The organism is Streptomyces sp. N35, assembly GCF_016464295.1.
In the GTDB taxonomy this organism is placed as follows: domain Bacteria; phylum Actinomycetota; class Actinomycetes; order Streptomycetales; family Streptomycetaceae; genus Streptomyces.
Genome location: NZ_JAEIMH010000012.1, coordinates 47,170 through 69,876 on the forward strand (window position 1 = coordinate 47,170; position 22,707 = coordinate 69,876).

Sequence of the window (22,707 nt, forward strand, 5' to 3'; positions counted from 1 at the left end):
CCCCGTACAGACCATTGATGAGACACAACCCTGAGAGGGATTGACGCATAGTGCTCGACGTCAACTTCTTCGACGAGCTCCGGATCGGCCTGGCCACCGCTGACGACATCCGTCAGTGGAGCCACGGCGAGGTCAAGAAGCCCGAGACGATCAACTACCGCACGCTCAAGCCCGAAAAGGACGGACTCTTCTGCGAGAAGATCTTCGGTCCGACCCGGGACTGGGAGTGCTACTGCGGCAAGTACAAGCGTGTCCGCTTCAAGGGCATCATCTGTGAGCGCTGTGGCGTCGAGGTCACGCGCGCCAAGGTGCGTCGTGAGCGGATGGGCCACATCGAGCTTGCCGCTCCCGTCACTCACATCTGGTACTTCAAGGGCGTTCCTTCGCGCCTCGGATACCTGCTCGACCTCGCGCCGAAGGACCTCGAGAAGGTCATCTACTTCGCCGCGTACATGATCACGTTCGTGGACGAGGAGCGTCGTACCCGCGACCTGCCGTCCCTGGAGGCGCACGTCTCCGTCGAGCGTCAGCAGATCGAGCAGCGCCGTGACGCGGACCTCGAGGCCCGCGCCAAGAAGCTCGAGACCGACCTGGCCGAGCTCGAGGCCGAGGGTGCCAAGGCCGACGTGCGCCGCAAGGTGCGCGAGGGTGCCGAGCGCGAGATGAAGCAGCTGCGTGACCGTGCGCAGCGCGAGATCGACCGTCTCGACGAGGTGTGGAACCGCTTCAAGAACCTCAAGGTCCAGGACCTCGAGGGCGACGAGCTGCTCTACCGCGAGCTGCGTGACCGCTTCGGCACGTACTTCGACGGTTCGATGGGTGCCGCGGCGCTGCAGAAGCGTCTCGAGACCTTCGACCTCGACGAGGAGGCCGAGCGCCTCCGCGAGATCATCCGTACCGGCAAGGGCCAGAAGAAGACCCGTGCGCTCAAGCGCCTCAAGGTCGTCTCCGCGTTCCTCACCACGAACAACAGCCCCAAGGGCATGGTCCTGGACTGCGTCCCGGTCATCCCGCCGGACCTGCGTCCGATGGTGCAGCTGGACGGTGGCCGCTTCGCGACCTCCGACCTGAACGACCTGTACCGCCGTGTGATCAACCGCAACAACCGTCTGAAGCGACTCCTTGACCTCGGTGCGCCCGAGATCATCGTGAACAACGAGAAGCGCATGCTTCAGGAGGCCGTCGACGCGCTGTTCGACAACGGTCGTCGTGGCCGTCCGGTCACGGGTCCCGGTAACCGCCCGCTGAAGTCCCTGAGCGACATGCTCAAGGGCAAGCAGGGTCGATTCCGTCAGAACCTTCTCGGTAAGCGTGTGGACTACTCCGCGCGTTCCGTGATCGTCGTCGGTCCGCAGCTGAAGCTGCACCAGTGCGGTCTGCCGAAGGCCATGGCGCTGGAGCTCTTCAAGCCGTTCGTGATGAAGCGTCTGGTCGACCTGAACCACGCGCAGAACATCAAGAGCGCCAAGCGCATGGTGGAGCGCGGCCGCACGGTCGTGTACGACGTCCTCGAAGAGGTCATCGCCGAGCACCCGGTTCTCCTGAACCGTGCTCCCACCCTGCACCGCCTCGGCATCCAGGCCTTCGAGCCGCAGCTGGTCGAGGGCAAGGCCATCCAGATCCACCCGCTCGTCTGCACCGCGTTCAACGCGGACTTCGACGGTGACCAGATGGCCGTGCACCTGCCGCTCTCCGCGGAGGCGCAGGCCGAGGCGCGCATCCTGATGCTCTCCTCGAACAACATCCTCAAGCCCGCCGACGGCCGTCCGGTGACGATGCCGACGCAGGACATGGTCCTGGGTCTGTTCTTCCTCACCACCGACGGCGATCTCCGTGACACCAAGGGCGAGGGCCGTGCGTTCGGCTCCGTCGCCGAGGCGATCATGGCGTTCGACGCCGGCGAGCTCGCGCTGCAGTCGTCCATCGACATCCGGTTCCCGGTGGGCACCATCCCGCCGCGTGGCTGGGTGCCGCCGGTCGCCGAGGAAGGCGAGCCGGAGTACCAGCCCGGTGACACCTTCCGTCTGCGGACGACCCTGGGCCGCGCGCTCTTCAACGAGCTGCTGCCCGAGGACTACCCGTTCGTCGACTACTCGGTGGGCAAGAAGCAGCTCGGCGAGATCGTCAACGACCTCGCGGAGCGCTACCCCAAGGTCATCGTGGCGGCGACGCTCGACAATCTGAAGTCGGCCGGCTTCTACTGGGGCACCCGCTCCGGTGTCACCGTGGCCATCTCCGACATCGTCGTCCCCGAGGCCAAGAAGGCCATCGTCGCGGGCTACGAGGCGCAGGACGAGAAGGTTCAGAAGCAGTACGAGCGCGGCCTGATCACCAAGCAGGAGCGCACGCAGGAGCTCATCACCATCTGGACCAAGGCGACCAACGAGGTTGCCGAGGCGATGAATGAGAACTTCCCCAAGACGAACCCCATCTTCATGATGGTTGACTCGGGTGCCCGAGGAAACATGATGCAGATGCGTCAGATCGCCGGTATGCGTGGTCTGGTGTCCAACGCCAAGAACGAGACGATTCCGCGTCCGATCAAGGCGTCGTTCCGTGAGGGTCTGTCCGTACTGGAGTACTTCATCTCCACGCACGGTGCCCGTAAGGGTCTGGCGGACACCGCCCTGCGTACCGCCGACTCGGGTTACCTGACCCGTCGTCTGGTGGACGTCTCGCAGGACGTGATCATCCGCGAGGAGGACTGTGGCACCGACCGCGGTCTGAAGCTGCGGATCGCCGAGAAGGACGCCGCAGGCGTGCTGCGCAAGGCCGAGGACGTCGAGACCTCTGTCTACGCCCGCATGCTCGCCGAGGACGTCGTCATCGACGGCAAGGTCATCGCGCCGGCCAACGTCGACCTGGGTGACGTGCTCATCGACGCCCTGGTCGCCAACGGCGTCGAGGAGGTCAAGACCCGCTCGGTCCTGACCTGTGAGTCGGCGGTCGGCACCTGTGCCTTCTGCTACGGCCGTTCGCTCGCCACCGGCAAGCTGGTCGACATCGGTGAGGCGGTCGGCATCATCGCCGCCCAGTCCATCGGTGAGCCCGGTACCCAGCTGACGATGCGTACCTTCCACACCGGTGGTGTGGCCGGTGACGACATCACCCAGGGTCTGCCCCGTGTCGTCGAGCTCTTCGAGGCTCGTACGCCGAAGGGTGTCGCCCCGATCTCCGAGGCCGCGGGCCGTATCCGCATCGAGGAGACCGAGAAGACCAAGAAGATCGTCGTCACCCCGGACGACGGCAGCGACGAGACGCCGTTCCCGATCTCGAAGCGTGCCCGTCTGCTCGTGGGCGAGGGCGACCACGTCGAGGTCGGCCAGAAGCTGACCGTGGGTGCCACCAACCCGCACGACGTGCTGCGCATCCTCGGCCAGCGTGCGGTGCAGGTGCACCTGGTCGGCGAAGTCCAGAAGGTCTACAACTCGCAGGGTGTGTCGATCCACGACAAGCACATCGAGATCATCATCCGGCAGATGCTGCGCCGCGTGACGATCATCGAGTCCGGCGACGCGGAGCTGCTGCCGGGCGAGCTCGTCGAGCGCTCGAAGTTCGAGACCGAGAACCGTCGTGTGGTCACCGAGGGCGGTCACCCCGCCTCCGGCCGTCCGCAGCTGATGGGTATCACCAAGGCCTCGCTGGCGACGGAATCCTGGCTGTCGGCCGCCTCCTTCCAGGAGACGACCCGAGTCCTGACGGATGCGGCGATCAACGCCAAGTCCGACAGCCTCATCGGCCTCAAGGAGAACGTCATCATCGGTAAGCTCATCCCGGCCGGTACGGGTCTGTCCCGCTACCGCAACATCCGGGTCGAGCCGACCGAAGAGGCCAAGGCCGCGATGTACTCGGCCGTCGGCTACGACGACATCGACTACTCGCCGTTCGGCACGGGCTCCGGCCAGGCCGTTCCGCTGGAGGACTACGACTACGGTCCGTACAACCAGTAAGGCGTACGTCTTCGGTTGAACTGAAGGGCGCCCATTCCGCTTCGGCGGGGTGGGCGCCCTTCGGCGTTGCGGCTCGGTGTCCGCCGGTCAGCGCCGCGCCTGCGCCTGGCCTTGCAGCCGTACGATCCGGGTCTGCAGGTCCGGGTGGGTGGAGAGTAGCCGGGCCAGGGCGCCGGGCTCGGCGACCGGTTTGCCGGCGGCGAGCGCGGCCTGGTGGCGGGCCCGCTGCTCCATGCCGTGCATGGTGTGCAGCACCGTGGCCAGCTGAGGGCCGAAGCCGTGTGCCGCCGCGTAGTCGTCCGCGCGCAGCTCGGAGCGCCGGCCGACGGCGGCGGTCAGATACGGGATGAGCAGCAGCACCAGCGGAAGCCCGTAAAGGACCGTGATGGTCATGAACGTGAACAGGGCGACCAGGCCGATCAGGACCGCGGTGGCCAGGCAGGAGAAGTAGCTCGCCACCGCGATGCTGAGGATGATCACGTTGCGGACGACGCGCCAGGCGATGCGTCCGGGCAGCGAGTACCAGTAGCCGAGCAGCGAGGACCAGGCGTGGCCGCCGGTGTGGTGGCCGAGTTCATGGGCCAGCACGGCGGCGAGCTGGGCGCTCGGCAGATTCTCCAGGGCGAACCGGGTGACGCCGACGATATGGCCTGCCGCGGCGTACGCGTTGAGGTCCTGGCTCTCCTCGATCCACAGCTCGTAGCGGCGGCCGTCGACACCTGCACGGACCGTCACCTCGCGCCATACGGGTTCCAGGCGCGCGCGTTCCTGGGGGAGAGGGCGCTTGAGCTTGAGGAGATAACGGGCGAAGCGGTCCTCGGCGGGGCGGTGGAAGACCAGGGCGCCGGAGGCGAGCCAGGCCAGCGTCGGTATCCAGTACGGGAGGCCGATGAGCGCTTCCAGGATCGCGGAGACCATCACCACCACGATGAGGCTCATCAGGAACCCCGGGACGTGGAGCGCCAGTTGGCCGACGGACGTGGCGTCGGTGCCGCGCTGGTAGGCCTTGTAGTGGACCCGGTTGCCCGGCTGGTGCCGGTAGTCCAGGTCGTCGGGTGCGGTGGCCGGCCGGGGCTCCGGGGAGGGGGGTGGAGGTGGCGGTATGAGGTTGGCTTGTCGGGGATACGGCGGTTGGCCGGGTGGTGGGCCCGCATGCGGGTAGGGCGGTGGCTGGCTGCCCGGGTACGGGGGCCGAGCCGGCGCCGCGGGGCCGGGCTGCGGGGGGACGGAGTGGGCCCCGGGATGGGGCGCTTCGGGGTACGCGGGAGGCGGCGTGCTCGGCTCGTGCGGGTAGGACGGTTCGGGGTGGGTCGGAGCGGGGCCGGACTGGGCGCCGGGGTAGGGCGGTTGGGGATACGCCGGGGCGGGTTCGGGCCGGGCGCCCGGGTAGGGAGGTTCCACGGGAGGCTGGGACATGGCGATCCTTCGCAGAGGCGGTGGGGGCGTCAGCCCGTCAACGGGCGGTGGGGCGTCAGCCCGTCAAGAGGCGGTGGGGCGTCAGCAGGGCAAGGGGCGGTGAGGGGGTCAGCCGGTCAAGGGCGGACGTCAGCCGATCAACAAGGAGGCGGGCAGCAGCACGGCGCCCGCGCAGTAGGCGAGCAGGCCGCCGCGTATCCACTGGTGCTTGCGGGCGGCGATCCGGCTGGTGTCCGCCAGGGCGGCGAGCAGAGCGGTGGTCGGTGCGCGTTCGGTCGCGGCCAGGGCCTCGGCCAACAGGCCCTGCTGCGCGGCCTGTTGGATATCGCCGAAGTACGAGAGCGGCCGGCCCGGCATCCAGCCGCGGCTGCGGTAGCGGGGCATCACCGCCATGAGCAGCGCGAGCAGTGCGGCCGCCAGCGTGCAGGCGCCGGCCCACCAGGCGGCCGCTCCCAGCACGGAGAGGGTGCCCGGCCGCCAGCCGCGTCCGGCGAGCAGGCCGCTGACGACACCGGCGGTCATGCCGAGCGCGCCCACGAGGACCGAGGCCTTGCTGTCGGCGCGCGCGATTTCCGTACGGAGGTCCGCGAGGAGCCGCGCGGCGACCTCGCTGCTGGGGGTGGCTGGGTCGGCCGGGGTGGCCGGGGCGGCTGGACCGTTGGGGCCGGTGCGGGTAGCCGGTCCGGGTGGGTTGGTCGGTCCGGGTGGGTTGGTCGGGTCGGGTGGGTTGGCCGGATCGGGTGGGGTGGCCGGATCGGTGGGATCGGTGGGATCGGCCGGCGACACCGGATCCGTCTGCGGGCCGGCGGTGGTCACTGGGTGCCGCCGTGCTGCGGGTCGGTGTCTCCGGCCGTCGGCGGTGGGCCGTCACTCACCGGTGCCCGGCCATGTACCGCTTCCGCGGCGGGGCCCGCCATACCGTCCGAGGGCGCCGGTGCGGCCGGTTGCGGCATGACCGGGACGTTTCCGTACCCGGCCGGGGGCTGCCAGCCCGCGAACCCACCGCCCGTGGCGGGTGGCTGCGGCGGATAGGGGCTGCCCGGAGCGGCTGGCTGCGGTTGCTGCCCGGGGGAGAGGGCCTGCGGCGGGAACTGCCCCGCCGATACGGGAGATGCGGCGGCCTGGGCGTCGGGGGCGACGCCAGGCGCGGCGGCAGGGGGCCGCTCTGCGCCGAAGGCGCCCGGGGGCGCATCGGCGGGCGGTCCGGTGCCCACGTTCTGGACGGGGAAGCCCGAGGTCTGGGCAGCGGGATCCGGTACGGAAGGACCCGGAGCGGGCTGCACCGGCCCCGCTCCTGCACCTGGCTGTCCCGCACCTGGCTGTCCCGCACCTGGCTGTCCGGCTCCTGCGCCTGCTCCCGCGCCTGGCTGTCCTGCGCCTGGCTGTCCCGCTCCTGCGCTCGGCTGTCCCACTCCTACTCCCGCGTCCGCCTGCCCAGGCCCGGCGTCCGCTTGCCCCGCCCCGACGCCCGTCTGCCCCACCCCGACGCCCGCCTGCCCCGGCCCCGCGCCCGGCTGCCCGGGCAGCTGCCCCGGGTACGCGGGCACGGAGGCGCCGGCCGCCGGTCCGCCCTGGGCCACGCCGGGGAGCCGCTGGTTCAGGATGTCGCTCACGGCGCGCAGCGCGAGCTGCTTGGGGCCTTCGAGCTCGTAGTTCTCCGCACCGTTCGCGCCGAGCAGCTGGCCGACCAGGTCCATCTGGGCCTGGATCAGGCGGAGTTGGTCCTCCCGCATGCTGTTCATCACCAGTGCCGAGTCCTCGGGGTGCTGCGCCAGATGCAGCGCCCAGGTATGCACGCCGCCCTGCTCGAGGTGGTGCTGGTAGAAGGCGATCTTCTGCGCCTCGATCTGCTGCAGCTCCACCTGCCGGCGGGCCTGCAGCATGGCCTGTTCGTGCTGCCACTGCTGTTGCTGGAGCGTGAGCTCCTGCTGCTGCCGGCCGTAATCCATGGCCCGGCCCACCGTCAGGGCGTCCTGCTGCCGCTGCCGCCGGTCCAGCTCGACGTCATACTCCATGCCGCGCTGCTGCGCCAGGATCTGCTCGGTCACGTTGTGGTTGATGGCCTGAAGGCGCAGCTGATGGTCGATGTTCTCCTGGTCGCGGCGGAGCCGGATGGTCCAGGTGACCGTGAGCCCGGCACAGGCACCGAGCGGTCCGACGGCCGCCACCGCGCGGAGGATCTCGGCCTCGGCGGCCGCGCTGTCGGCGATGGGGAAGCGGCGGGCGACCGGCCGTGCGGCCTGCTCCAGCTCGCCGAGGACGAGACGGGGGACGTTGCGGTGTCCGCAGGCCACGAACCGCCCGGGCTCGGCGACCTGCCAGGAGAGGTCGACCACCACCCCGAACTGGAACGCGTCGTTGTCACTGGGCAGTTGGAGCTCCGCGCTGACCGGGTGCACGCCCATGTCCACCTCGTACACCGAGGTGTAGCGCTTGGCCGCGGCCTCCGCGCGGGTCGGCCGCACCGGTGGCAGATAGGTGTCGTACGAGCCCTTGGGCGTCGAGAAGACCAGGGCGTGGTCGATCCGGGTGAGGTTCTTGCGGGCGAATTCGAACCGGGACAGCTGCCGCACGGTGATCACGGGGTCGACCAGTTCGCTGTGCCGGTCGGCCGGCTGCTCCCAGTCGGTGGTCGGGGCCATGGCTTCGGGTCTCCTCGCAGGGCACGAGCGGATGGGGTCAGGGAGTGGGGTGGGGACGGGCGGGGTGTGGGAGTGGGGACGGGCACGGCACGGGTGAGGGACCGGCAGGGCGCGGGAAGCGCCGTGGATCAGGCCCGCGGCAGCACGGTCAGGAGCCGGCTCGCCGCCGGCGGCGGGGGCGCCCCCTCCTCCCCCGGCATCCTGCGCCACAGGTGGTCGAGGCGGGCGAGTTCGGGCGCGGTGGTGACCAGGGCCGGCAGCAGGGCCGCGAGCGCCCACTCGGTCGCCTGGTCCCGGTCCGCGGTGAGCACCCAGTTCCGTAGGACATCGAGGGCGGGCTCGGTATGGCCCAGGTCGCCGAGCGCCGCACGCCACAGCTCGGCGATGTGCGCCGCGGCGGGGTCCTGCTCCTGGCGGGCGCGCGCGAACAGGTCGAGCACCAGGGGGCGGCCGTACGGCTCGTCGTTCCCGGTGTGCAGACAGGCGCCGAGGAACCCGTTCAGGGCCAGGTCGAAGACCGCCCGGTCGTCGCGCAGGGTGCGGACGAGTTCCGCCAGCGCGGTGTGACCGCCGATCGAGAGGATCAGCAGCTGTACGGAGGCGGCGAGTTCCTCGAGCAGGATCGCGTGCGGCTCCTCGTGCCCGGCCTGCCGGCGCGCGGCCGCACGCAGGGCGGCGAGCGCCTGCGCCGGGCGTTCGGGGCCGATCAGACCGTGGGCCCGGATGGCGACCCAGCTCAGCCTCCAGTCGTCACTGGTGCACCAGGAGTCGATGATGCGGGGCACATGCGGCGTGCCCAGATCATGCGCGAGGGTCAGCGAGAAGGCGGCACTCTGCCGGGGCAGGAAACGGTTGTTGGCCGCCCAGGGTCCGATGACCAGCGCCATGGCGGACGGCAGATCGGTGTACGCGAGCACCGCGGCCGTCGCCGCCGCCCGGGTCCGTACGAAAGGACGGCCGTCGGTCGCGAGCCTGCGCAGCCAGGCGACGAGAGCGGGCCGGGCGGAGGGATGCCCGGTCCAGACCTCGCGCAGGAGTACGAGAGGGGCGCGCTCGTCCTGGAACGCGGCCATCCACTGGGGCACGGGACCCCACTCGGTGTGCCCGTCCTCGCGGTAGCGCTCGGCCCTGGCGAGCTGCAGCCGTTTGCCGATGTGGGTGCCGAACACCGGGACGGTGGGCGGCAGATGGGGGTTCTCGGTCTTCTGCAGAAAGCTGTACAGCAGATCGCTGAGCTCCGCGGTCAGCGCGTACGGGCCGCCGTCGAAGGCGGCAAGGGCGACCAGGAAGGACTTGTCGCGCAGATGCAGCGACGCTTCGGCCTGCTCGAACCACTCCTGGACCTGACTCTCCAGGGCGGCCAGCGAGAACCGCTCGATGTCCCGCCCCTGCGCCTGTCCGGCCGCGTACCGGGACAGCGCCCGGGCGTAGGCGGCGGCCTCGCGCAGCTGATGCGCACGGCCGAGGAACTCCTTCACCGCGGGCAGCTCGAGGAGCGCCGGTACGTCATCGGCGCGGACGAGCGTGCGCAGATGCGCTTCCAGTACGCGGGCGGGCGAGGGCGGCTGCCACTCGACGACCTCGATGTCCTCCAGGGCGGCCCTCGGGTCCACCGTGATCACCAGGTACGCCGCGTCCTGCTCGGCCAGCTTGTCCCGGGCGGCCAGCAGATCCGCCTCGCGCAGGGGGCGGCCCTGGTCGGTGAGCAGATCGCATACGAGGTGACCGCCGGCGCCCAGCTGCCGGGCCAGCTCACTGGGGTGCACGGAGCGGTCGAGGGCGCGTACGGGGGAGACGCCCAGCTGGTGCAGGAGCATCAGGGCCGCTGTGCGGCGCCCTGAGAAATGCGCCCCGGACAGCACCAGGACCCGCTTGGACCGCAGCTGTTCGGCCAGCGACTCGAACACCGGCCGGTCGGCGACGAAGTGCGAGGCGAGCCGCTCCAGGGTGGCCTCGGGCACCTCGCCGGCGGAGTGCGTGCTGGTGCCGAACTGGTAGTGGACCTCGGTCTTCCCGCCGATCGTGACGTCGCCGACGATCTGGCCCGCGGTGACCCCGTGGTTGTCGCCGTCGACCTGTCCGCCGTCGAACCGGGTCCGGGCACCGAACCGCATGCTCCTCGGTGTGTGGTCCGCCAGATCGCGCCGGGCGGCCCAGGCGTCCTGGACCTGCTCGTCACCGGCCTCGGCGGTCTCTTCGCCGCCGGCGGCGGACTCGGGCTGCTCACCGCCGTCGGAGTCACCGGCCTGCTGCTGGGGCGCGGCCTCGGGCGCCTCGGTGCTCATCGCTCACCCCGCCCGCCGAACGAGATGTTCCCGACGATCTGGCCTGCTGACACCCCGTTGTTGTCGCCCCGGATCCGGCCGCCGTCGAAGCGGCTGCCGGCGGCGGGTGCGCTCGCGTCCGCGTGCTGTGCGGGCGCTCGGGCGCCGGCCTGTCCCGGCTCGGAGTCTACTTCCCCGGTCGCCGGGGCCCCGCCGCCCCCCCCCCCGACCGAGATGTCCCCGCCGATCTGGCCTCCTGACCCCCTGTTGTTGTCGCCCCGGATCCGGCCGCCGCCGAAGCGGCTGCCGGCGGCGGGTGCGCTCGCGTCCGCGTGCTGTGCGGTCGCTCGGGCGCCGGCCTGTCCCGGCTCGGAGTCAACTTCCGCGGTCGCGGAGTCCGCGCCGCCCGCCCCGCCCGCCCCGCCCGCTCCCGCCCCTGATCCCGAGGGCGCGGGGCCGTACAGCCATGCGGCCAGCGGCCCGTTCTTGCTGTCCATCGTGACCTGGGTGAACTCCTCGGCCGCGATACCCGGGTGGTTGTGCCGCACGATCCCCGCGTACACGGACTGCGAGACGCAGAGCGCGACATCATCGGCCCGCTCCTTCAGGGCGTCCCGGAGCACAGCGGCGTCGAGGAGCCGGCAGGCGTGATTGAGGTCGGCGCCGACCCAGCCCTCCAGCTCGTCCACCGCGACCCAGCCGGTGGCGAGCACCACGCGTAACCGCATCTGCGCCGAGCTGGACGCCATCCGGTTGACCGCCCGCAACTGGTCCGGGATCTCGCGCAGCAACGTTCGCAGCAGCTCACGCACGGAGACGCCCGCGTCGATGAGCTCCATCACCGAGTCACCGCGGTCGGCGCGCAGCCGTACGGTCTCATCGACCCCCGCGGCCTCCAGGGTCCGGTCGGCGATCGAGTACAACATGCGGCGCAGATAGGCCTGTTCGACATCGTCGCGGTCGCTGAAGCGCTCGATGTCGAGCAGCAGGATCGTCCGGCTCAGGGGCTCTGTGGTCATGGCGAGCAGCGTCCTGTACGCCGCGCGGCCGCAGGGAGGGCAGATGGCGCACTAGAAGTGTGACCGCGTGCACAGAGTTACGTCATGTGTCCGAGTGCCTACTGACTTCGGTCACCTTTCGGCCGGTCCCACGTCACCTTCGGCCCACGATCTGACGCAGGATGTCCGGTTGCAGGATCACCAGGGCGCGCCGCCCGGTCGTGACGGCGCGGCGTTCCCGTAAGTCCTTCAGGAGCCTCTGCACCATCTCCCGCGACGCCCCCACCGATCCGGCCAATTCCTGTTTGCTCAGGGGAATCGCCAGCTCGATGCCCTGGTCCGTGCGCCGCCCGTGCGTGCGCGCGAGATCGAGGAGCAGCGCCGCGAAGCGCTCCCGTACGCTCATCGAGGCGAACTCCAGACGCCGGTGATCGGCGGCCCGTGTGCGGTCCGCGGTCAGCCCGAGCAGTCGGAACGACACCTGGGGGAAGTCGCCGAGGAAGTCCTTGAAGCGCTCGTGCTCCAGGGCGACGGCCCGCACGGGCTCCAGCGCGGTGACGGTCGCCGAGCGCGGGCGCCCGGTCAGGGCGGCGGACTCCCCGACGATGTCCCCGGGGCCGCGCAGGGCGAGCAGCGCCTCGTATCCGTTGCTCGCGGCGGCCGTCACCTTGGTCCAGCCGTCCAGGATCAGCAGGACGTGCGAGGAGGGCTCGTGCTGGCGCACCAGCGGTGACCTCGGCGGGAACTCCAGGGCCTTGCCCAGGGCCAGGAGGGCCGCACGGTCGCCACGCTCCAGCCTTGCCAGGAAGGGCACCCGGTCGTCGAGCCCGTCTTCACCGAATGGCTGCGTCGCCGTCATGTGCCCCCCTGCACAGTTGGTTCGATCAAGGTACTGAAAGGCCTTGGGGCAAGGGCTCGCATGGCGTGAAAGGCTGGATTTGGCCCGTCGCGGCCGTCACGTTCCGTGAGCGGGAGAGCGCTCGGCGCTGCGATATCCGATGCGGCTTGGGCTTGTTTTGACCGGAGTCCGGACGCTAGGTACGCTCAGACCTTGTGCCTGGGGTGTGCCCTGGCTCGTGCGCGTGCCTTCAAAACCGCGACGAGCGTCACAGCGGCCACTGCAATCTGTGCCTCTCCCTGCTTTACGGCGGGAGTCTGCAGCGTGCGACACACCCGACCGCGTGGGTCGGCGAAGTTCCAGGTTAGCTTTATGACGGCACACAGAAACCGGAGAAGTAGTGCCTACGATCCAGCAGCTGGTCCGTAAGGGCCGGCAGGACAAGGTCGAGAAGAACAAGACGCCCGCGCTCGAGGGTTCGCCCCAGCGTCGTGGCGTCTGCACGCGTGTCTTCACCACCACCCCGAAGAAGCCGAACTCGGCGCTGCGGAAGGTCGCGCGTGTTCGCCTGACCTCCGGCATCGAGGTCACCGCTTACATCCCGGGTGAGGGCCACAACCTGCAGGAGCACTCCATCGTGCTCGTGCGCGGTGGCCGTGTGAAGGACCTGCCGGGTGTTCGCTACAAGATCATCCGCGGTTCCCTGGACACGCAGGGCGTCAAGAACCGTAAGCAGGCTCGCAGCCGCTACGGCGCCAAGAAGGAGAAGTAAGAATGCCTCGTAAGGGCCCCGCCCCGAAGCGCCCGGTCATCATTGACCCGGTCTACGGTTCTCCTCTGGTGACCTCCCTCATCAACAAGGTTCTGCTGAACGGCAAGCGCTCCACCGCCGAGCGCATCGTTTACGGCGCCATGGAGGGTCTGCGTGAGAAGACCGGTAACGACCCGGTCATCACGCTGAAGCGCGCGCTCGAGAACATCAAGCCGACCCTCGAGGTCAAGTCCCGCCGTGTCGGTGGCGCGACCTACCAGGTGCCGATTGAGGTCAAGCCCGGCCGTGCCAACACCCTGGCGCTGCGCTGGCTCGTCGGTTACTCGCGTGCCCGTCGCGAGAAGACCATGACCGAGCGTCTCCTCAACGAGCTCCTCGACGCCTCCAACGGCCTTGGTGCCGCTGTGAAGAAGCGCGAGGACACGCACAAGATGGCCGAGTCCAACAAGGCCTTCGCGCACTACCGCTGGTAGTCGCAACCCACATCGAGACCGAGAGAAGACTGAGCCGATATGGCTACCACTTCGCTTGACCTTGCCAAGGTGCGCAACATCGGCATCATGGCGCACATCGACGCGGGCAAGACGACCACCACCGAGCGGATCCTGTTCTACACCGGCGTTTCGTACAAGATCGGTGAGGTCCACGACGGCGCCGCCACGATGGACTGGATGGAGCAGGAGCAGGAGCGTGGCATCACGATCACGTCTGCTGCCACCACCTGTCACTGGCCGCTCGACAACGTCGACCACACGATCAACATCATCGACACCCCGGGGCACGTCGACTTCACCGTTGAGGTGGAGCGCTCCCTGCGTGTGCTCGATGGCGCTGTGACCGTGTTCGACGGTGTGGCCGGCGTCGAGCCGCAGTCCGAGACTGTCTGGCGTCAGGCGGACCGCTACGGCGTTCCGCGTATCTGCTTCGTCAACAAGCTCGACCGCACCGGTGCCGAGTTCCACCGCTGCGTCGACATGATCGTGGACCGCCTCGGCGCCACCCCGATCGTGATGCAGCTGCCCATCGGTGCCGAGGCCGACTTCCAGGGTGTCGTCGACCTCGTCACGATGAAGGCGTACGTCTGGTCGGCCGAGGCCGCCAAGGGCGAGGCCTACGACACCGTCGACATCCCGGCCACGCACACCGAGGCTGCCGACGAGTGGCGCGGCAAGCTGCTCGAGACCGTCGCCGAGAACGACGAAGAGATCATGGAGCTGTACCTCGAGGGCCAGGAGCCTTCGGTGGAGCAGCTGTACGCCGCGATCCGTCGTATCACCATCGCGTCGGGCAAGGGTGGCGACACCACCGTCACCCCCGTGTTCTGCGGAACCGCGTTCAAGAACAAGGGCGTTCAGCCCCTGCTCGACGCTGTTGTGCGGTACCTGCCCTCCCCCCTGGACGTCGAGGCCATCGAGGGCCACGACGTCAAGGACGCCGAGGTCGTCGTCAAGCGCAAGCCGAACGACGAGGAGCCGCTGGCGGCCCTCGCGTTCAAGATCGCGAGCGACCCGCACCTCGGCAAGCTCACCTTCATCCGGATCTACTCCGGCCGCCTGAACGCCGGCACCGCGGTGCTGAACTCCGTGAAGGGCAAGAAGGAGCGCATCGGCAAGATCTACCGTATGCACGCGAACAAGCGTGAGGAGATCGAGTCGGTGGGCGCCGGTGACATCGTCGCCGTCATGGGCCTCAAGCAGACCACCACCGGTGAGACGCTGTGCGACGAGAAGCAGCCGGTGATCCTGGAGTCCATGGACTTCCCGGCGCCGGTCATTCAGGTCGCCATCGAGCCCAAGTCCAAGGGTGACCAGGAGAAGCTGGGTGTTGCCATCCAGCGTCTCGCGGAGGAGGACCCCTCCTTCCAGGTCCACTCGGACGAGGAGACCGGCCAGACCATCATCGGTGGTATGGGCGAGCTTCACCTCGACGTCCTCGTCGACCGTATGCGTCGCGAGTTCAAGGTCGAGGCGAACGTCGGCAAGCCGCAGGTCGCGTACCGCGAGACGATCCGCAAGGCCGTCGAGCGTCATGACTACACCCACAAGAAGCAGACCGGTGGTACCGGTCAGTTCGCCAAGGTGCAGATCGCGATCGAGCCCATCGAGGGCGGCGACGCCAGCTACGAGTTCGTGAACAAGGTCACCGGTGGCCGTATCCCGCGGGAGTACATCCCGTCGGTGGACGCCGGTGCGCAGGAGGCCATGCAGTTCGGCATCCTGGCCGGCTACGAGATGACGGGCGTTCGCGTCATTCTTCTCGACGGCGGCTTCCACGAGGTCGACTCCTCCGAGCTCGCCTTCAAGATCGCCGGTTCGCAGGCGTTCAAGGAGGCCGCGCGCAAGGCCAGCCCCGTGCTGCTCGAGCCGATGATGTCCGTCGAGGTCACCACGCCCGAGGACTACATGGGTGAGGTCATCGGAGACATCAACTCCCGCCGTGGCCAGATCCAGGCCATGGAGGAGCGCAGCGGCGCTCGCGTCGTGAAGGGCCTCGTGCCCCTTTCGGAGATGTTCGGCTACGTCGGAGACCTCCGCAGCAAGACCTCGGGTCGCGCAAGCTACTCGATGCAGTTCGACTCCTACGCCGAGGTTCCCCGGAACGTCGCCGAGGAGATCATCGCGAAGGCCAAGGGCGAGTAACTCACCCGGTTTCACGCTTTAGGCTTGACACCATCCGCCGGGGTTTCGACCCCGCAGGGAGCGCGACCCCGGCGGCTGGCATCCCAGCAAAGATCACCTGGCGCCGATGAGTAAGGCGTACCAGAACCACTCCACAGGAGGACCCAGTGGCGAAGGCGAAGTTCGAGCGGACTAAGCCGCACGTCAACATCGGCACCATCGGTCACATCGACCACGGTAAGACGACCCTCACGGCCGCCATTACCAAGGTGCTGCACGACGCGTACCCGGACCTGAACGAGGCCTCGGCCTTCGACCAGATCGACAAGGCTCCTGAGGAGCGCCAGCGCGGTATCACGATCTCGATCGCGCACGTCGAGTACCAGACGGAGACGCGTCACTACGCGCACGTCGACTGCCCCGGTCACGCGGACTACATCAAGAACATGATCACGGGTGCCGCGCAGATGGACGGCGCCATCCTCGTGGTCGCCGCCACCGACGGCCCGATGCCGCAGACCAAGGAGCACGTGCTCCTGGCCCGCCAGGTCGGCGTTCCGTACATCGTCGTCGCCCTGAACAAGGCCGACATGGTGGACGACGAAGAGATCATGGAGCTCGTCGAGCTCGAGGTCCGTGAGCTCCTCTCCGAGTACGAGTTCCCGGGCGACGACCTTCCGGTCGTGCGTGTCTCGGCGCTCAAGGCTCTCGAGGGCGACGCCGAGTGGGGCAAGTCCGTCCTCGACCTGATGAAGGCCGTCGACGAGTCCATCCCGCAGCCCGAGCGTGACGTCGACAAGCCGTTCCTCATGCCCATCGAGGACGTCTTCACGATCACCGGTCGCGGTACGGTCGTCACCGGCCGTATCGAGCGCGGTGTCCTGAAGGTCAACGAGACCGTCGACATCATCGGCATCAAGACCGAGAAGACCACCACCACGGTCACCGGCATCGAGATGTTCCGCAAGCTGCTCGACGAGGGCCAGGCCGGTGAGAACGTCGGTCTGCTCCTCCGTGGCATCAAGCGCGAGGATGTCGAGCGCGGCCAGGTCATCATCAAGCCCGGTTCGGTCACGCCGCACACCGAGTTCGAGGCCCAGGCCTACATCCTGTCGAAGGACGAGGGTGGCCGTCACACCCCGTTCTTCAACAACTACCGCCCGCAGTTCTACTTCCGTACGACGGACGTGACCGGCGTCGTGACCCTCCCCGAGGGCACCGAGATGGTCATGCCGGGTGACAACACCGAGATGTCGGTCGAGCTCATCCAGCCCATCGCCATGGAAGAGGGCCTCAAGTTCGCCATCCGTGAGGGTGGCCGGACCGTGGGCGCCGGCCAGGTCACCAAGATCAACAAGTAATTGTTGACTCGCGGTACCTGAGCTTCCAGCTCAAAACCGAAGCCCCCGTACACCTTCTGGGTGTGCGGGGGCTTCGGCCTGTTTTCGGGGGATTCCCTTGTGCGGGCAGAGAATTCGCCGCTACGGAGATACGCGACCGGGTTTGACAAGAGGCCTCGCGGGGGTACGCTTCTCGGCTCGATTGGCGTCCGATGCAACCCGTATGGCACACTGTTCAGGTTGCTCGGCTGAGTGCCGATGCTGCGCGCCTCCCGCCGGGAGGACCGGAAGCGAGTCCCACAGTACTCGTCGCCTTAACTGCCCTCGGGCAGCGCTGGGGCGGACGTACGGGAATCTTTCGGGAAGTGCAGTGCGGTGGCTCTGCCAGGCGCCCGGTGGGTGTTCTTCCCCCGATCCGCGGTCCTTGCGGCCGCAACCCCCTAGCAGGGAAATCCTTCGGGAGATCTGTGTCAGTGAGGTTGCGACACGCCCGACCGCGTGGGTCGGAGAAAGAGTCAAGAGAACCCCTGGGTTCCAGAGCGTTTACTAGACAAAGGACTACTGAGTAGCCATGGCGGGACAGAAGATCCGCATCCGGCTCAAGGCCTACGACCACGAGGTCATCGATTCCTCGGCGAAGAAGATCGTCGAGACGGTGACGCGTACTGGTGCGTCGGTCGCGGGCCCGGTGCCGCTCCCCACCGAGAAGAACGTGTACTGCGTCATCAAGTCGCCGCACAAGTACAAGGACTCTCGCGAGCACTTCGAGATGCGCACGCACAAGCGCCTCATCGACATCCTCGACCCGACCCCCAAGACCGTTGACTCTCTGATGCGACTCGACCTCCCGGCCGGTGTCGACATCGAGATCAAGCTCTAAGGGCGGTTGATCCAGATGACCAAGCAGATCAAGGGTGTCCTGGGCGAGAAGCTCGGCATGACGCAGGTGTGGGACGAGAACAACCGTGTTGTTCCGGTCACCGTCGTCAAGGCCGGTCCCTGCGTCGTGACCCAGGTCCGTACGAATGACTCCGACGGCTACGAGTCGGTCCAGATCGCCTTCGGCGAGATCGACCCGCGCAAGGTGAACAAGCCCCTCAAGGGCCACTTCGCCAAGGCCGACGTGACCCCCCGTCGCCACCTCGTGGAGATCCGCACTCCTGACGCCAGCGAGTACACGCTGGGCCAGGAAGTGACGGCCGAGGTGTTCGAGTCCGGCATCAAGGTTGATGTCACGGGCACGAGCAAGGGCAAGGGCTTCGCCGGTGTCATGAAGCGCCACAACTTCAAGGGTGGCAAGGCTTCCCACGGTGCGAAGCGCATCCACCGCAAGCCTGGTTCCATCGGTGGCTGTGCCACCCCCGGCCGTGTCTTCAAGGGCATGCGCATGGCGGGTCGCATGGGCAACGAGCGGGTCACCACCCAGAACCTGACCGTTCACGCCGTTGACGCCGAGAAGGGCCTGCTGCTCATCAAGGGCGCCGTCCCCGGCCCCAACGGTGGCCTCGTCCTGGTCCGCACTGCGGCCAAGGGGGTTTGAGGAACCGATGAGCACCATTGACATCCTTTCGCCGGCAGGCGACAAGGCCGGGACGGTCGAGCTCCCCGCGGAGATCTTCGACGTCGAGAAGATCAGCATTCCGCTGATCCACCAGGTCGTTGTCGCTCAGCTGGCCGCTGCCCGCCAGGGCACGCACAAGGTCAAGACCCGCGGCGAAGTCCGTGGTGGTGGCCGCAAGCCGTACCGCCAGAAGGGCACCGGCCGCGCCCGTCAGGGTTCGACCCGTGCGCCGCAGTTCGCCGGCGGTGGCGTCGTACACGGCCCCACCCCGCGTGACTACTCGCAGCGGACCCCGAAGAAGATGAAGGCCGCGGCCCTGCGCCACGCCCTCACCGACCGGGCCCGCAACAACCGCATCCACGTCGTGTCCGGCGTGGTTGAGGGCGAGATCAGCACCAAGGCCGCCAAGACCCTCCTGGGCAAGGTCAGCGAGCGCAAGAACGTGCTCCTGGTCCTCACCCGCGAGGACGAGGTCGCTCTGCTGTCCGCTCGCAACCTGCCCCAGGTCCACATCCTGGAGCCGGGCCAGCTGAACACGTACGACGTGCTCGTTTCGGACGACGTGGTCTTCACCAAGGCCGCCTTCGACTCCTTCGTCGCCGGCCCCAAGGCTGACACCGAAGGGAGCGAGGCCTGATGTCTGAGGCCACGATCACCAGCAAGACCTTCTCGGACCCGCGCGACATCCTCGTCAAGCCGGTCGTCTCGGAGAAGAGCTATGCGCTGCTCGACGAGAACAAGTACACGTTCATCGTCGCGCCCGGCTCCAACAAGACGCAGATCAAGCAGGCCGTGGAAGCGGTCTTCGGGGTCAAGGTCACCGGGGTCAACACGATCAACCGTCAGGGCAAGCGGAAGCGTACGCGCACCGGTTTCGGCAAGCGTGCCGACACCAAGCGCGCCATCGTGACCCTCGCTGAGGGCGACCGTATCGACATCTTCGGCCAGGCCTCCTAACGGAGTGCCCTGGTCCGAATATCGGACGAGGACTGAGAAATGGGAATCCGCAAGTACAAGCCGACTACGCCGGGCCGTCGTGGCTCCAGCGTTGCCGACTTCGTCGAGATCACGCGGTCCACGCCGGAGAAGTCGCTGGTCCGCCCGCTGCACAGCAAGGGCGGCCGTAACAACACCGGTCGTGTGACCGTCCGCCACCAGGGCGGTGGCCACAAGCGCGCCTACCGAGTGATCGACTTCCGTCGTCACGACAAGGACGGCGTGCCGGCGAAGGTCGCGCACATCGAGTACGACCCCAACCGCACCGCGCGTATCGCGCTGCTGCACTACGCCGACGGCGAGAAGCGCTACATCATCGCGCCGCGCGGTCTGCAGCAGGGCGACCGGATTGAGAACGGCCCTGGCGCCGACATCAAGCCGGGCAACAACCTCGCGCTGCGCAACATCCCCGTGGGTACGACGATCCACGCCATCGAGCTCCGTCCCGGTGGCGGCGCCAAGTTCGCCCGCTCCGCGGGTGCCTCGGTGCAGCTCCTGGCGAAGGAGGGCACGATGGCCCACCTTCGTATGCCCTCCGGCGAGATCCGTCTGGTCGACGCGCGCTGCCGCGCGACGGTCGGCGAGGTCGGCAACGCCGAGCAGAGCAACATCAACTGGGGTAAGGCCGGCCGTATGCGCTGGAAGGGCGTTCGCCCGACCGTGCGTGGTGTCGTCATGAACCCGGTTGACCACCCCCACGGTGGTGGTGAAGGCAAGACCTCCGGTGGACGTCACCCGGTCTCGCCTTGGGGTCAGAAGGAAGGCCGTACTCGTTCGCCCAAGAAGGCGTCGAACAAGTACATCGTCCGCCGCCGCAAGACGAACAAGAAGCGCTAAGGACGGGTTGAGATGCCTCGTAGCCTGAAGAAGGGGCCCTTCGTCGACGACCACCTCATCAAGAAGGTGGACGCCCAGAACGAAGCCGGCACCAAGAACGTCATCAAGACCTGGTCCCGTCGCTCCATGATCGTGCCGGCCATGCTCGGCCACACGCTTGCGGTGCACAACGGCAAGACCCACATCCCGGTGTTCGTCACCGAGTCGATGGTCGGCCACAAGCTCGGCGAGTTCTCGCCGACGCGCACCTTCCGGGGCCACGTCAAGGACGACCGGAAGTCGAAGCGCCGCTAGTAGCGGATCGCATTCAGACACGTAAGAAACTGAAGGGACAACCATGGAAGCCAGGGCCCAGGCGCGGTACATCCGCGTCACGCCCATGAAGGCCCGCCGCGTGGTGGACCTCATCCGTGGCATGGACGCCACGGAGGCCCAGGCCGTCCTGCGATTCGCTCCGCAGGCAGCCTCGGTTCCCGTTGGCAAGGTGCTCGACAGCGCCATCGCCAACGCCGCGCACAACTACGACCACAGTGACGCCTCTTCGCTGGTTATCAGCGAGGCGTTCGTGGATGAGGGCCCGACCCTGAAGCGGTTCCGTCCGCGTGCTCAGGGCCGTGCCTACCGGATCCGTAAGCGGACCAGCCACATCACCGTGGTCGTCAGCAGCAAGGAAGGAACCCGGTAATGGGCCAGAAGGTAAACCCGCACGGGTTCCGGCTCGGCATCACCACCGACTTCAAGTCGCGTTGGTACGCCGACAAGCTGTACAAGGACTACGTCAAGGAAGACGTCGCCATCCGTCGGATGATGACGTCCGGCATGGAGCGCGCCGGCATCTCGAAGGTTGAGATCGAGCGCACCCGTGACCGTGTCCGCGTGGACATCCACACCGCCCGCCCGGGCATCGTCATCGGCCGCCGTGGCGCCGAGGCCGACCGCATCCGCGGTGACCTCGAGAAGCTCACGGGCAAGCAGGTCCAGCTGAACATCCTCGAGGTCAAGAACCCCGAGACCGATGCCCAGCTGGTTGCCCAGGCCGTTGCCGAGCAGCTGTCCTCCCGCGTCTCCTTCCGTCGGGCCATGCGCAAGAGCATGCAGTCCGCCATGAAGGCCGGCGCCAAGGGCATCAAGATCCAGTGTGGTGGCCGTCTCGGCGGCGCCGAGATGAGCCGTTCGGAGTTCTACCGCGAGGGTCGTGTGCCGCTGCACACGCTCCGCGCGAACGTGGACTACGGCTTCTTCGAGGCCAAGACGACCTTCGGTCGCATTGGCGTCAAGGTCTGGATCTACAAGGGCGACGTCAAGAACATCGCCGAGGTTCGCGCCGAGAACGCCGCGGCCCGTGCGGGTAACCGCCCGGCCCGTGGTGGCGCCGACCGTCCCGCCGGCCGTGGTGGCCGTGGTGGCGAGCGTGGCGGCCGCGGCCGCAAGCCGCAGCAGCAGTCCGCGCCGGGTGCCGAGGCCCCCAAGGCCGACGCTCCCGCCGCCGCTGCCGCTCCCGCTGCGAGCACCCGGACGGGGGCCTGACCGAAATGCTGATCCCCCGTAGGGTCAAGCACCGCAAGCAGCACCACCCGAAGCGCAGCGGTATGTCCAAGGGTGGCACGCAGGTTGCGTTCGGCGAGTACGGCATCCAGGCGCTCACGCCGGCGTACGTGACGAACCGTCAGATCGAGGCCGCTCGTATCGCCATGACGCGTCACATCAAGCGTGGCGGCAAGGTCTGGATCAACATTTACCCGGACCGCCCCCTCACCAAGAAGCCTGCCGAGACCCGCATGGGTTCCGGTAAGGGTTCGCCGGAGTGGTGGGTCGCCAACGTCAAGCCCGGACGCGTGATGTTCGAGCTGTCGTACCCCAACGAGAAGATCGCGCGTGAGGCGCTGACTCGTGCGGCTCACAAGCTGCCGATGAAGTGCAAGATCGTCAAGCGCGAGGCAGGTGAAGCGTGATGTCGACCGGTACCAAGGCGTCCGAGCTCCGCGAGCTGGGCAACGAGGAGCTTGTCAACAAGCTTCGCGAGGCCAAGGAAGAGCTGTTCAATCTCCGCTTCCAGGCGGCGACCGGCCAGCTCGAGAACCATGGCCGTCTCAAGGCGGTCCGTAAGGACATCGCGCGGATCTACACCCTGATGCGCGAGCGTGAGCTGGGCATCGAGACGGTGGAGAGCGCCTGATGAGCGAGAAGACTGTGACTGAAGAGACTGCCGCCCGCGGCTTCCGTAAGACCCGTGAGGGTCTCGTCGTCAGCGACAAGATGGACAAGACCGTCGTCGTCGCCGTCGAGGACCGCGTCAAGCACGCGCTGTACGGCAAGGTCATCCGCCGTACGAACAAGCTCAAGGCGCACGACGAGCAGAACGCTGCCGGCGTCGGCGACCGCGTCCTCATCATGGAGACGCGCCCGCTGTCGGCGAGCAAGCGCTGGCGCATCGTCGAGATCCTCGAGAAGGCGAAGTAGTCCCGCGGGGGCCTC

At 68.1% G+C, this 22,707-nt stretch carries 22 protein-coding genes; 16 read left to right on the top strand and 6 right to left on the bottom strand.

The features are described from left to right. The first annotated feature begins 50 nt into the window (after nucleotides 1-50). Nucleotides 51-3,950, top strand: a complete 3,900-nt coding sequence (locus JAO81_RS09400; RefSeq protein WP_199547348.1) for a DNA-directed RNA polymerase subunit beta' — start codon at nucleotides 51-53, stop codon at nucleotides 3,948-3,950. A gap of 87 nt (nucleotides 3,951-4,037) precedes the next feature. Here JAO81_RS09400 and JAO81_RS43360 read toward each other — a convergent pair whose 3' ends face one another. The 6 genes from JAO81_RS43360 to JAO81_RS09430 form a co-directional block, all read right to left on the bottom strand. Beyond that, the gene (locus JAO81_RS43360) at nucleotides 4,038-5,366 is read right to left on the bottom strand and encodes a M48 family metalloprotease (RefSeq protein ID WP_199547349.1); all 1,329 of its coding nucleotides are present in this window, start codon (nucleotides 5,364-5,366) and stop codon (nucleotides 4,038-4,040) included. Nucleotides 5,367-5,495: 129 nt separating this feature from the next. After that, on the bottom strand, nucleotides 5,496-6,152 hold the full coding sequence (locus tag JAO81_RS09410) for a Pycsar system effector family protein (protein ID WP_374194277.1): 657 nt from the start codon (nucleotides 6,150-6,152) through the stop codon (nucleotides 5,496-5,498). Nucleotides 6,153-6,178: 26 nt separating this feature from the next. After that, nucleotides 6,179-8,008 (bottom strand): hypothetical protein, encoded by a 1,830-nt coding sequence (locus JAO81_RS09415; RefSeq protein ID WP_199547350.1) that lies wholly within the window; start codon nucleotides 8,006-8,008, stop codon nucleotides 6,179-6,181. Nucleotides 8,009-8,136: 128 nt separating this feature from the next. Beyond that, nucleotides 8,137-10,293 carry a hypothetical protein gene (locus JAO81_RS09420; RefSeq protein ID WP_199547351.1) on the bottom strand — a complete coding sequence of 719 codons (2,157 nt, stop codon included), beginning with the start codon at nucleotides 10,291-10,293 and terminating at the stop codon, nucleotides 8,137-8,139. Then, entirely contained in the window at nucleotides 10,290-11,291 is a 1,002-nt protein-coding gene (locus tag JAO81_RS09425; protein ID WP_199547352.1) for a hypothetical protein, read from the bottom strand. Before JAO81_RS09425 ends, JAO81_RS09420 begins: the two co-directional genes overlap by 4 nt. 133 nt (nucleotides 11,292-11,424) lie before the next feature. Further along, nucleotides 11,425-12,129 (bottom strand): Crp/Fnr family transcriptional regulator, encoded by a 705-nt coding sequence (locus JAO81_RS09430; protein WP_199547353.1) that lies wholly within the window; start codon nucleotides 12,127-12,129, stop codon nucleotides 11,425-11,427. Nucleotides 12,130-12,508: 379 nt separating this feature from the next. On the opposite strand from JAO81_RS09430, the gene rpsL reads away from it, so the two are divergent. The 15 genes from rpsL to rpsQ all read left to right on the top strand — a co-directional run bounded on the left by rpsL (nucleotide 12,509) and on the right by rpsQ (nucleotide 22,692). After that, entirely contained in the window at nucleotides 12,509-12,880 is a 372-nt protein-coding gene (rpsL, locus tag JAO81_RS09435) for a 30S ribosomal protein S12 (protein ID WP_003948652.1), read from the top strand. Between the two features lie 2 nt (nucleotides 12,881-12,882). Further along, the gene (rpsG, locus tag JAO81_RS09440; protein ID WP_003974303.1) at nucleotides 12,883-13,353 is read left to right on the top strand and encodes a 30S ribosomal protein S7; all 471 of its coding nucleotides are present in this window, start codon (nucleotides 12,883-12,885) and stop codon (nucleotides 13,351-13,353) included. 39 nt (nucleotides 13,354-13,392) lie between these two features. Further along, the gene (gene fusA / locus JAO81_RS09445) at nucleotides 13,393-15,519 is read left to right on the top strand and encodes an elongation factor G (protein ID WP_165332351.1); all 2,127 of its coding nucleotides are present in this window, start codon (nucleotides 13,393-13,395) and stop codon (nucleotides 15,517-15,519) included. 146 nt (nucleotides 15,520-15,665) lie between these two features. Further along, a complete protein-coding gene (gene tuf / locus JAO81_RS09450; protein WP_199547354.1) occupies nucleotides 15,666-16,859 on the top strand; it encodes an elongation factor Tu in 1,194 nt (397 codons plus the stop codon). Nucleotides 16,860-17,409: 550 nt separating this feature from the next. Then, on the top strand, nucleotides 17,410-17,718 hold the full coding sequence (gene rpsJ / locus JAO81_RS09455) for a 30S ribosomal protein S10 (protein ID WP_003948644.1): 309 nt from the start codon (nucleotides 17,410-17,412) through the stop codon (nucleotides 17,716-17,718). 15 nt (nucleotides 17,719-17,733) lie between these two features. Beyond that, entirely contained in the window at nucleotides 17,734-18,378 is a 645-nt protein-coding gene (gene rplC, locus JAO81_RS09460; RefSeq protein WP_165332353.1) for a 50S ribosomal protein L3, read from the top strand. 7 nt (nucleotides 18,379-18,385) lie between these two features. Beyond that, on the top strand, nucleotides 18,386-19,036 hold the full coding sequence (gene rplD, locus JAO81_RS09465) for a 50S ribosomal protein L4 (RefSeq protein WP_199547355.1): 651 nt from the start codon (nucleotides 18,386-18,388) through the stop codon (nucleotides 19,034-19,036). Continuing rightward, nucleotides 19,036-19,356 (top strand): 50S ribosomal protein L23, encoded by a 321-nt coding sequence (gene rplW / locus JAO81_RS09470; protein ID WP_165332355.1) that lies wholly within the window; start codon nucleotides 19,036-19,038, stop codon nucleotides 19,354-19,356. Before rplD ends, rplW begins: the two co-directional genes overlap by 1 nt. Before the next feature lie 39 nt (nucleotides 19,357-19,395). Next, the gene (gene rplB, locus JAO81_RS09475; protein ID WP_165332356.1) at nucleotides 19,396-20,232 is read left to right on the top strand and encodes a 50S ribosomal protein L2; all 837 of its coding nucleotides are present in this window, start codon (nucleotides 19,396-19,398) and stop codon (nucleotides 20,230-20,232) included. A gap of 12 nt (nucleotides 20,233-20,244) precedes the next feature. After that, nucleotides 20,245-20,526: a 30S ribosomal protein S19 gene (gene rpsS, locus JAO81_RS09480; protein ID WP_003992359.1), complete on the top strand. Its 282-nt coding sequence runs from the start codon at nucleotides 20,245-20,247 to the stop codon at nucleotides 20,524-20,526. Nucleotides 20,527-20,569: 43 nt separating this feature from the next. Next, on the top strand, nucleotides 20,570-20,917 hold the full coding sequence (gene rplV, locus JAO81_RS09485; protein WP_199547356.1) for a 50S ribosomal protein L22: 348 nt from the start codon (nucleotides 20,570-20,572) through the stop codon (nucleotides 20,915-20,917). Then, nucleotides 20,917-21,759, top strand: a complete 843-nt coding sequence (rpsC, locus tag JAO81_RS09490) for a 30S ribosomal protein S3 (RefSeq protein ID WP_199547357.1) — start codon at nucleotides 20,917-20,919, stop codon at nucleotides 21,757-21,759. The genes rplV and rpsC overlap by 1 nt, the downstream gene beginning before the upstream one ends. 5 nt (nucleotides 21,760-21,764) lie before the next feature. Beyond that, complete coding sequence (gene rplP / locus JAO81_RS09495; protein ID WP_059424836.1) at nucleotides 21,765-22,184, top strand: 50S ribosomal protein L16; 420 nt, start codon at nucleotides 21,765-21,767, stop codon at nucleotides 22,182-22,184. Beyond that, nucleotides 22,184-22,408, top strand: a complete 225-nt coding sequence (gene rpmC, locus JAO81_RS09500; protein ID WP_003956457.1) for a 50S ribosomal protein L29 — start codon at nucleotides 22,184-22,186, stop codon at nucleotides 22,406-22,408. Before rplP ends, rpmC begins: the two co-directional genes overlap by 1 nt. Further along, nucleotides 22,408-22,692 carry a 30S ribosomal protein S17 gene (gene rpsQ / locus JAO81_RS09505; RefSeq protein WP_165332359.1) on the top strand — a complete coding sequence of 95 codons (285 nt, stop codon included), beginning with the start codon at nucleotides 22,408-22,410 and terminating at the stop codon, nucleotides 22,690-22,692. The genes rpmC and rpsQ overlap by 1 nt, the downstream gene beginning before the upstream one ends. Nucleotides 22,693-22,707 lie beyond the last annotated feature (15 nt).

Excerpts from the sequence above, each read along its gene's own strand:
- JAO81_RS43360 (WP_199547349.1), bottom strand. The coding sequence starts at position 5,366 with ATGTCCCAGCCTCCCGTGGAACCTCCCTACCCGGGCGCCCGGCCCGAA.
- JAO81_RS09415 (WP_199547350.1), bottom strand. The coding sequence starts at position 8,008 with ATGGCCCCGACCACCGACTGGGAGCAGCCGGCCGACCGGCACAGCGAA.
- JAO81_RS09420 (WP_199547351.1), bottom strand. The coding sequence starts at position 10,293 with ATGAGCACCGAGGCGCCCGAGGCCGCGCCCCAGCAGCAGGCCGGTGAC.
- JAO81_RS09425 (WP_199547352.1), bottom strand. The coding sequence starts at position 11,291 with ATGACCACAGAGCCCCTGAGCCGGACGATCCTGCTGCTCGACATCGAG.
- JAO81_RS09430 (WP_199547353.1), bottom strand. The coding sequence starts at position 12,129 with ATGACGGCGACGCAGCCATTCGGTGAAGACGGGCTCGACGACCGGGTG.
- rpsG (WP_003974303.1), top strand. The coding sequence starts at position 12,883 with ATGCCTCGTAAGGGCCCCGCCCCGAAGCGCCCGGTCATCATTGACCCG.
- fusA (WP_165332351.1), top strand. The coding sequence starts at position 13,393 with ATGGCTACCACTTCGCTTGACCTTGCCAAGGTGCGCAACATCGGCATC.
- rpsJ (WP_003948644.1), top strand. The coding sequence starts at position 17,410 with ATGGCGGGACAGAAGATCCGCATCCGGCTCAAGGCCTACGACCACGAG.
- rplC (WP_165332353.1), top strand. The coding sequence starts at position 17,734 with ATGACCAAGCAGATCAAGGGTGTCCTGGGCGAGAAGCTCGGCATGACG.
- rplD (WP_199547355.1), top strand. The coding sequence starts at position 18,386 with ATGAGCACCATTGACATCCTTTCGCCGGCAGGCGACAAGGCCGGGACG.
- rplW (WP_165332355.1), top strand. The coding sequence starts at position 19,036 with ATGTCTGAGGCCACGATCACCAGCAAGACCTTCTCGGACCCGCGCGAC.
- rplB (WP_165332356.1), top strand. The coding sequence starts at position 19,396 with ATGGGAATCCGCAAGTACAAGCCGACTACGCCGGGCCGTCGTGGCTCC.
- rpsS (WP_003992359.1), top strand. The coding sequence starts at position 20,245 with ATGCCTCGTAGCCTGAAGAAGGGGCCCTTCGTCGACGACCACCTCATC.
- rplV (WP_199547356.1), top strand. The coding sequence starts at position 20,570 with ATGGAAGCCAGGGCCCAGGCGCGGTACATCCGCGTCACGCCCATGAAG.
- rpsC (WP_199547357.1), top strand. The coding sequence starts at position 20,917 with ATGGGCCAGAAGGTAAACCCGCACGGGTTCCGGCTCGGCATCACCACC.
- rplP (WP_059424836.1), top strand. The coding sequence starts at position 21,765 with ATGCTGATCCCCCGTAGGGTCAAGCACCGCAAGCAGCACCACCCGAAG.
- rpmC (WP_003956457.1), top strand. The coding sequence starts at position 22,184 with ATGTCGACCGGTACCAAGGCGTCCGAGCTCCGCGAGCTGGGCAACGAG.
- rpsQ (WP_165332359.1), top strand. The coding sequence starts at position 22,408 with ATGAGCGAGAAGACTGTGACTGAAGAGACTGCCGCCCGCGGCTTCCGT.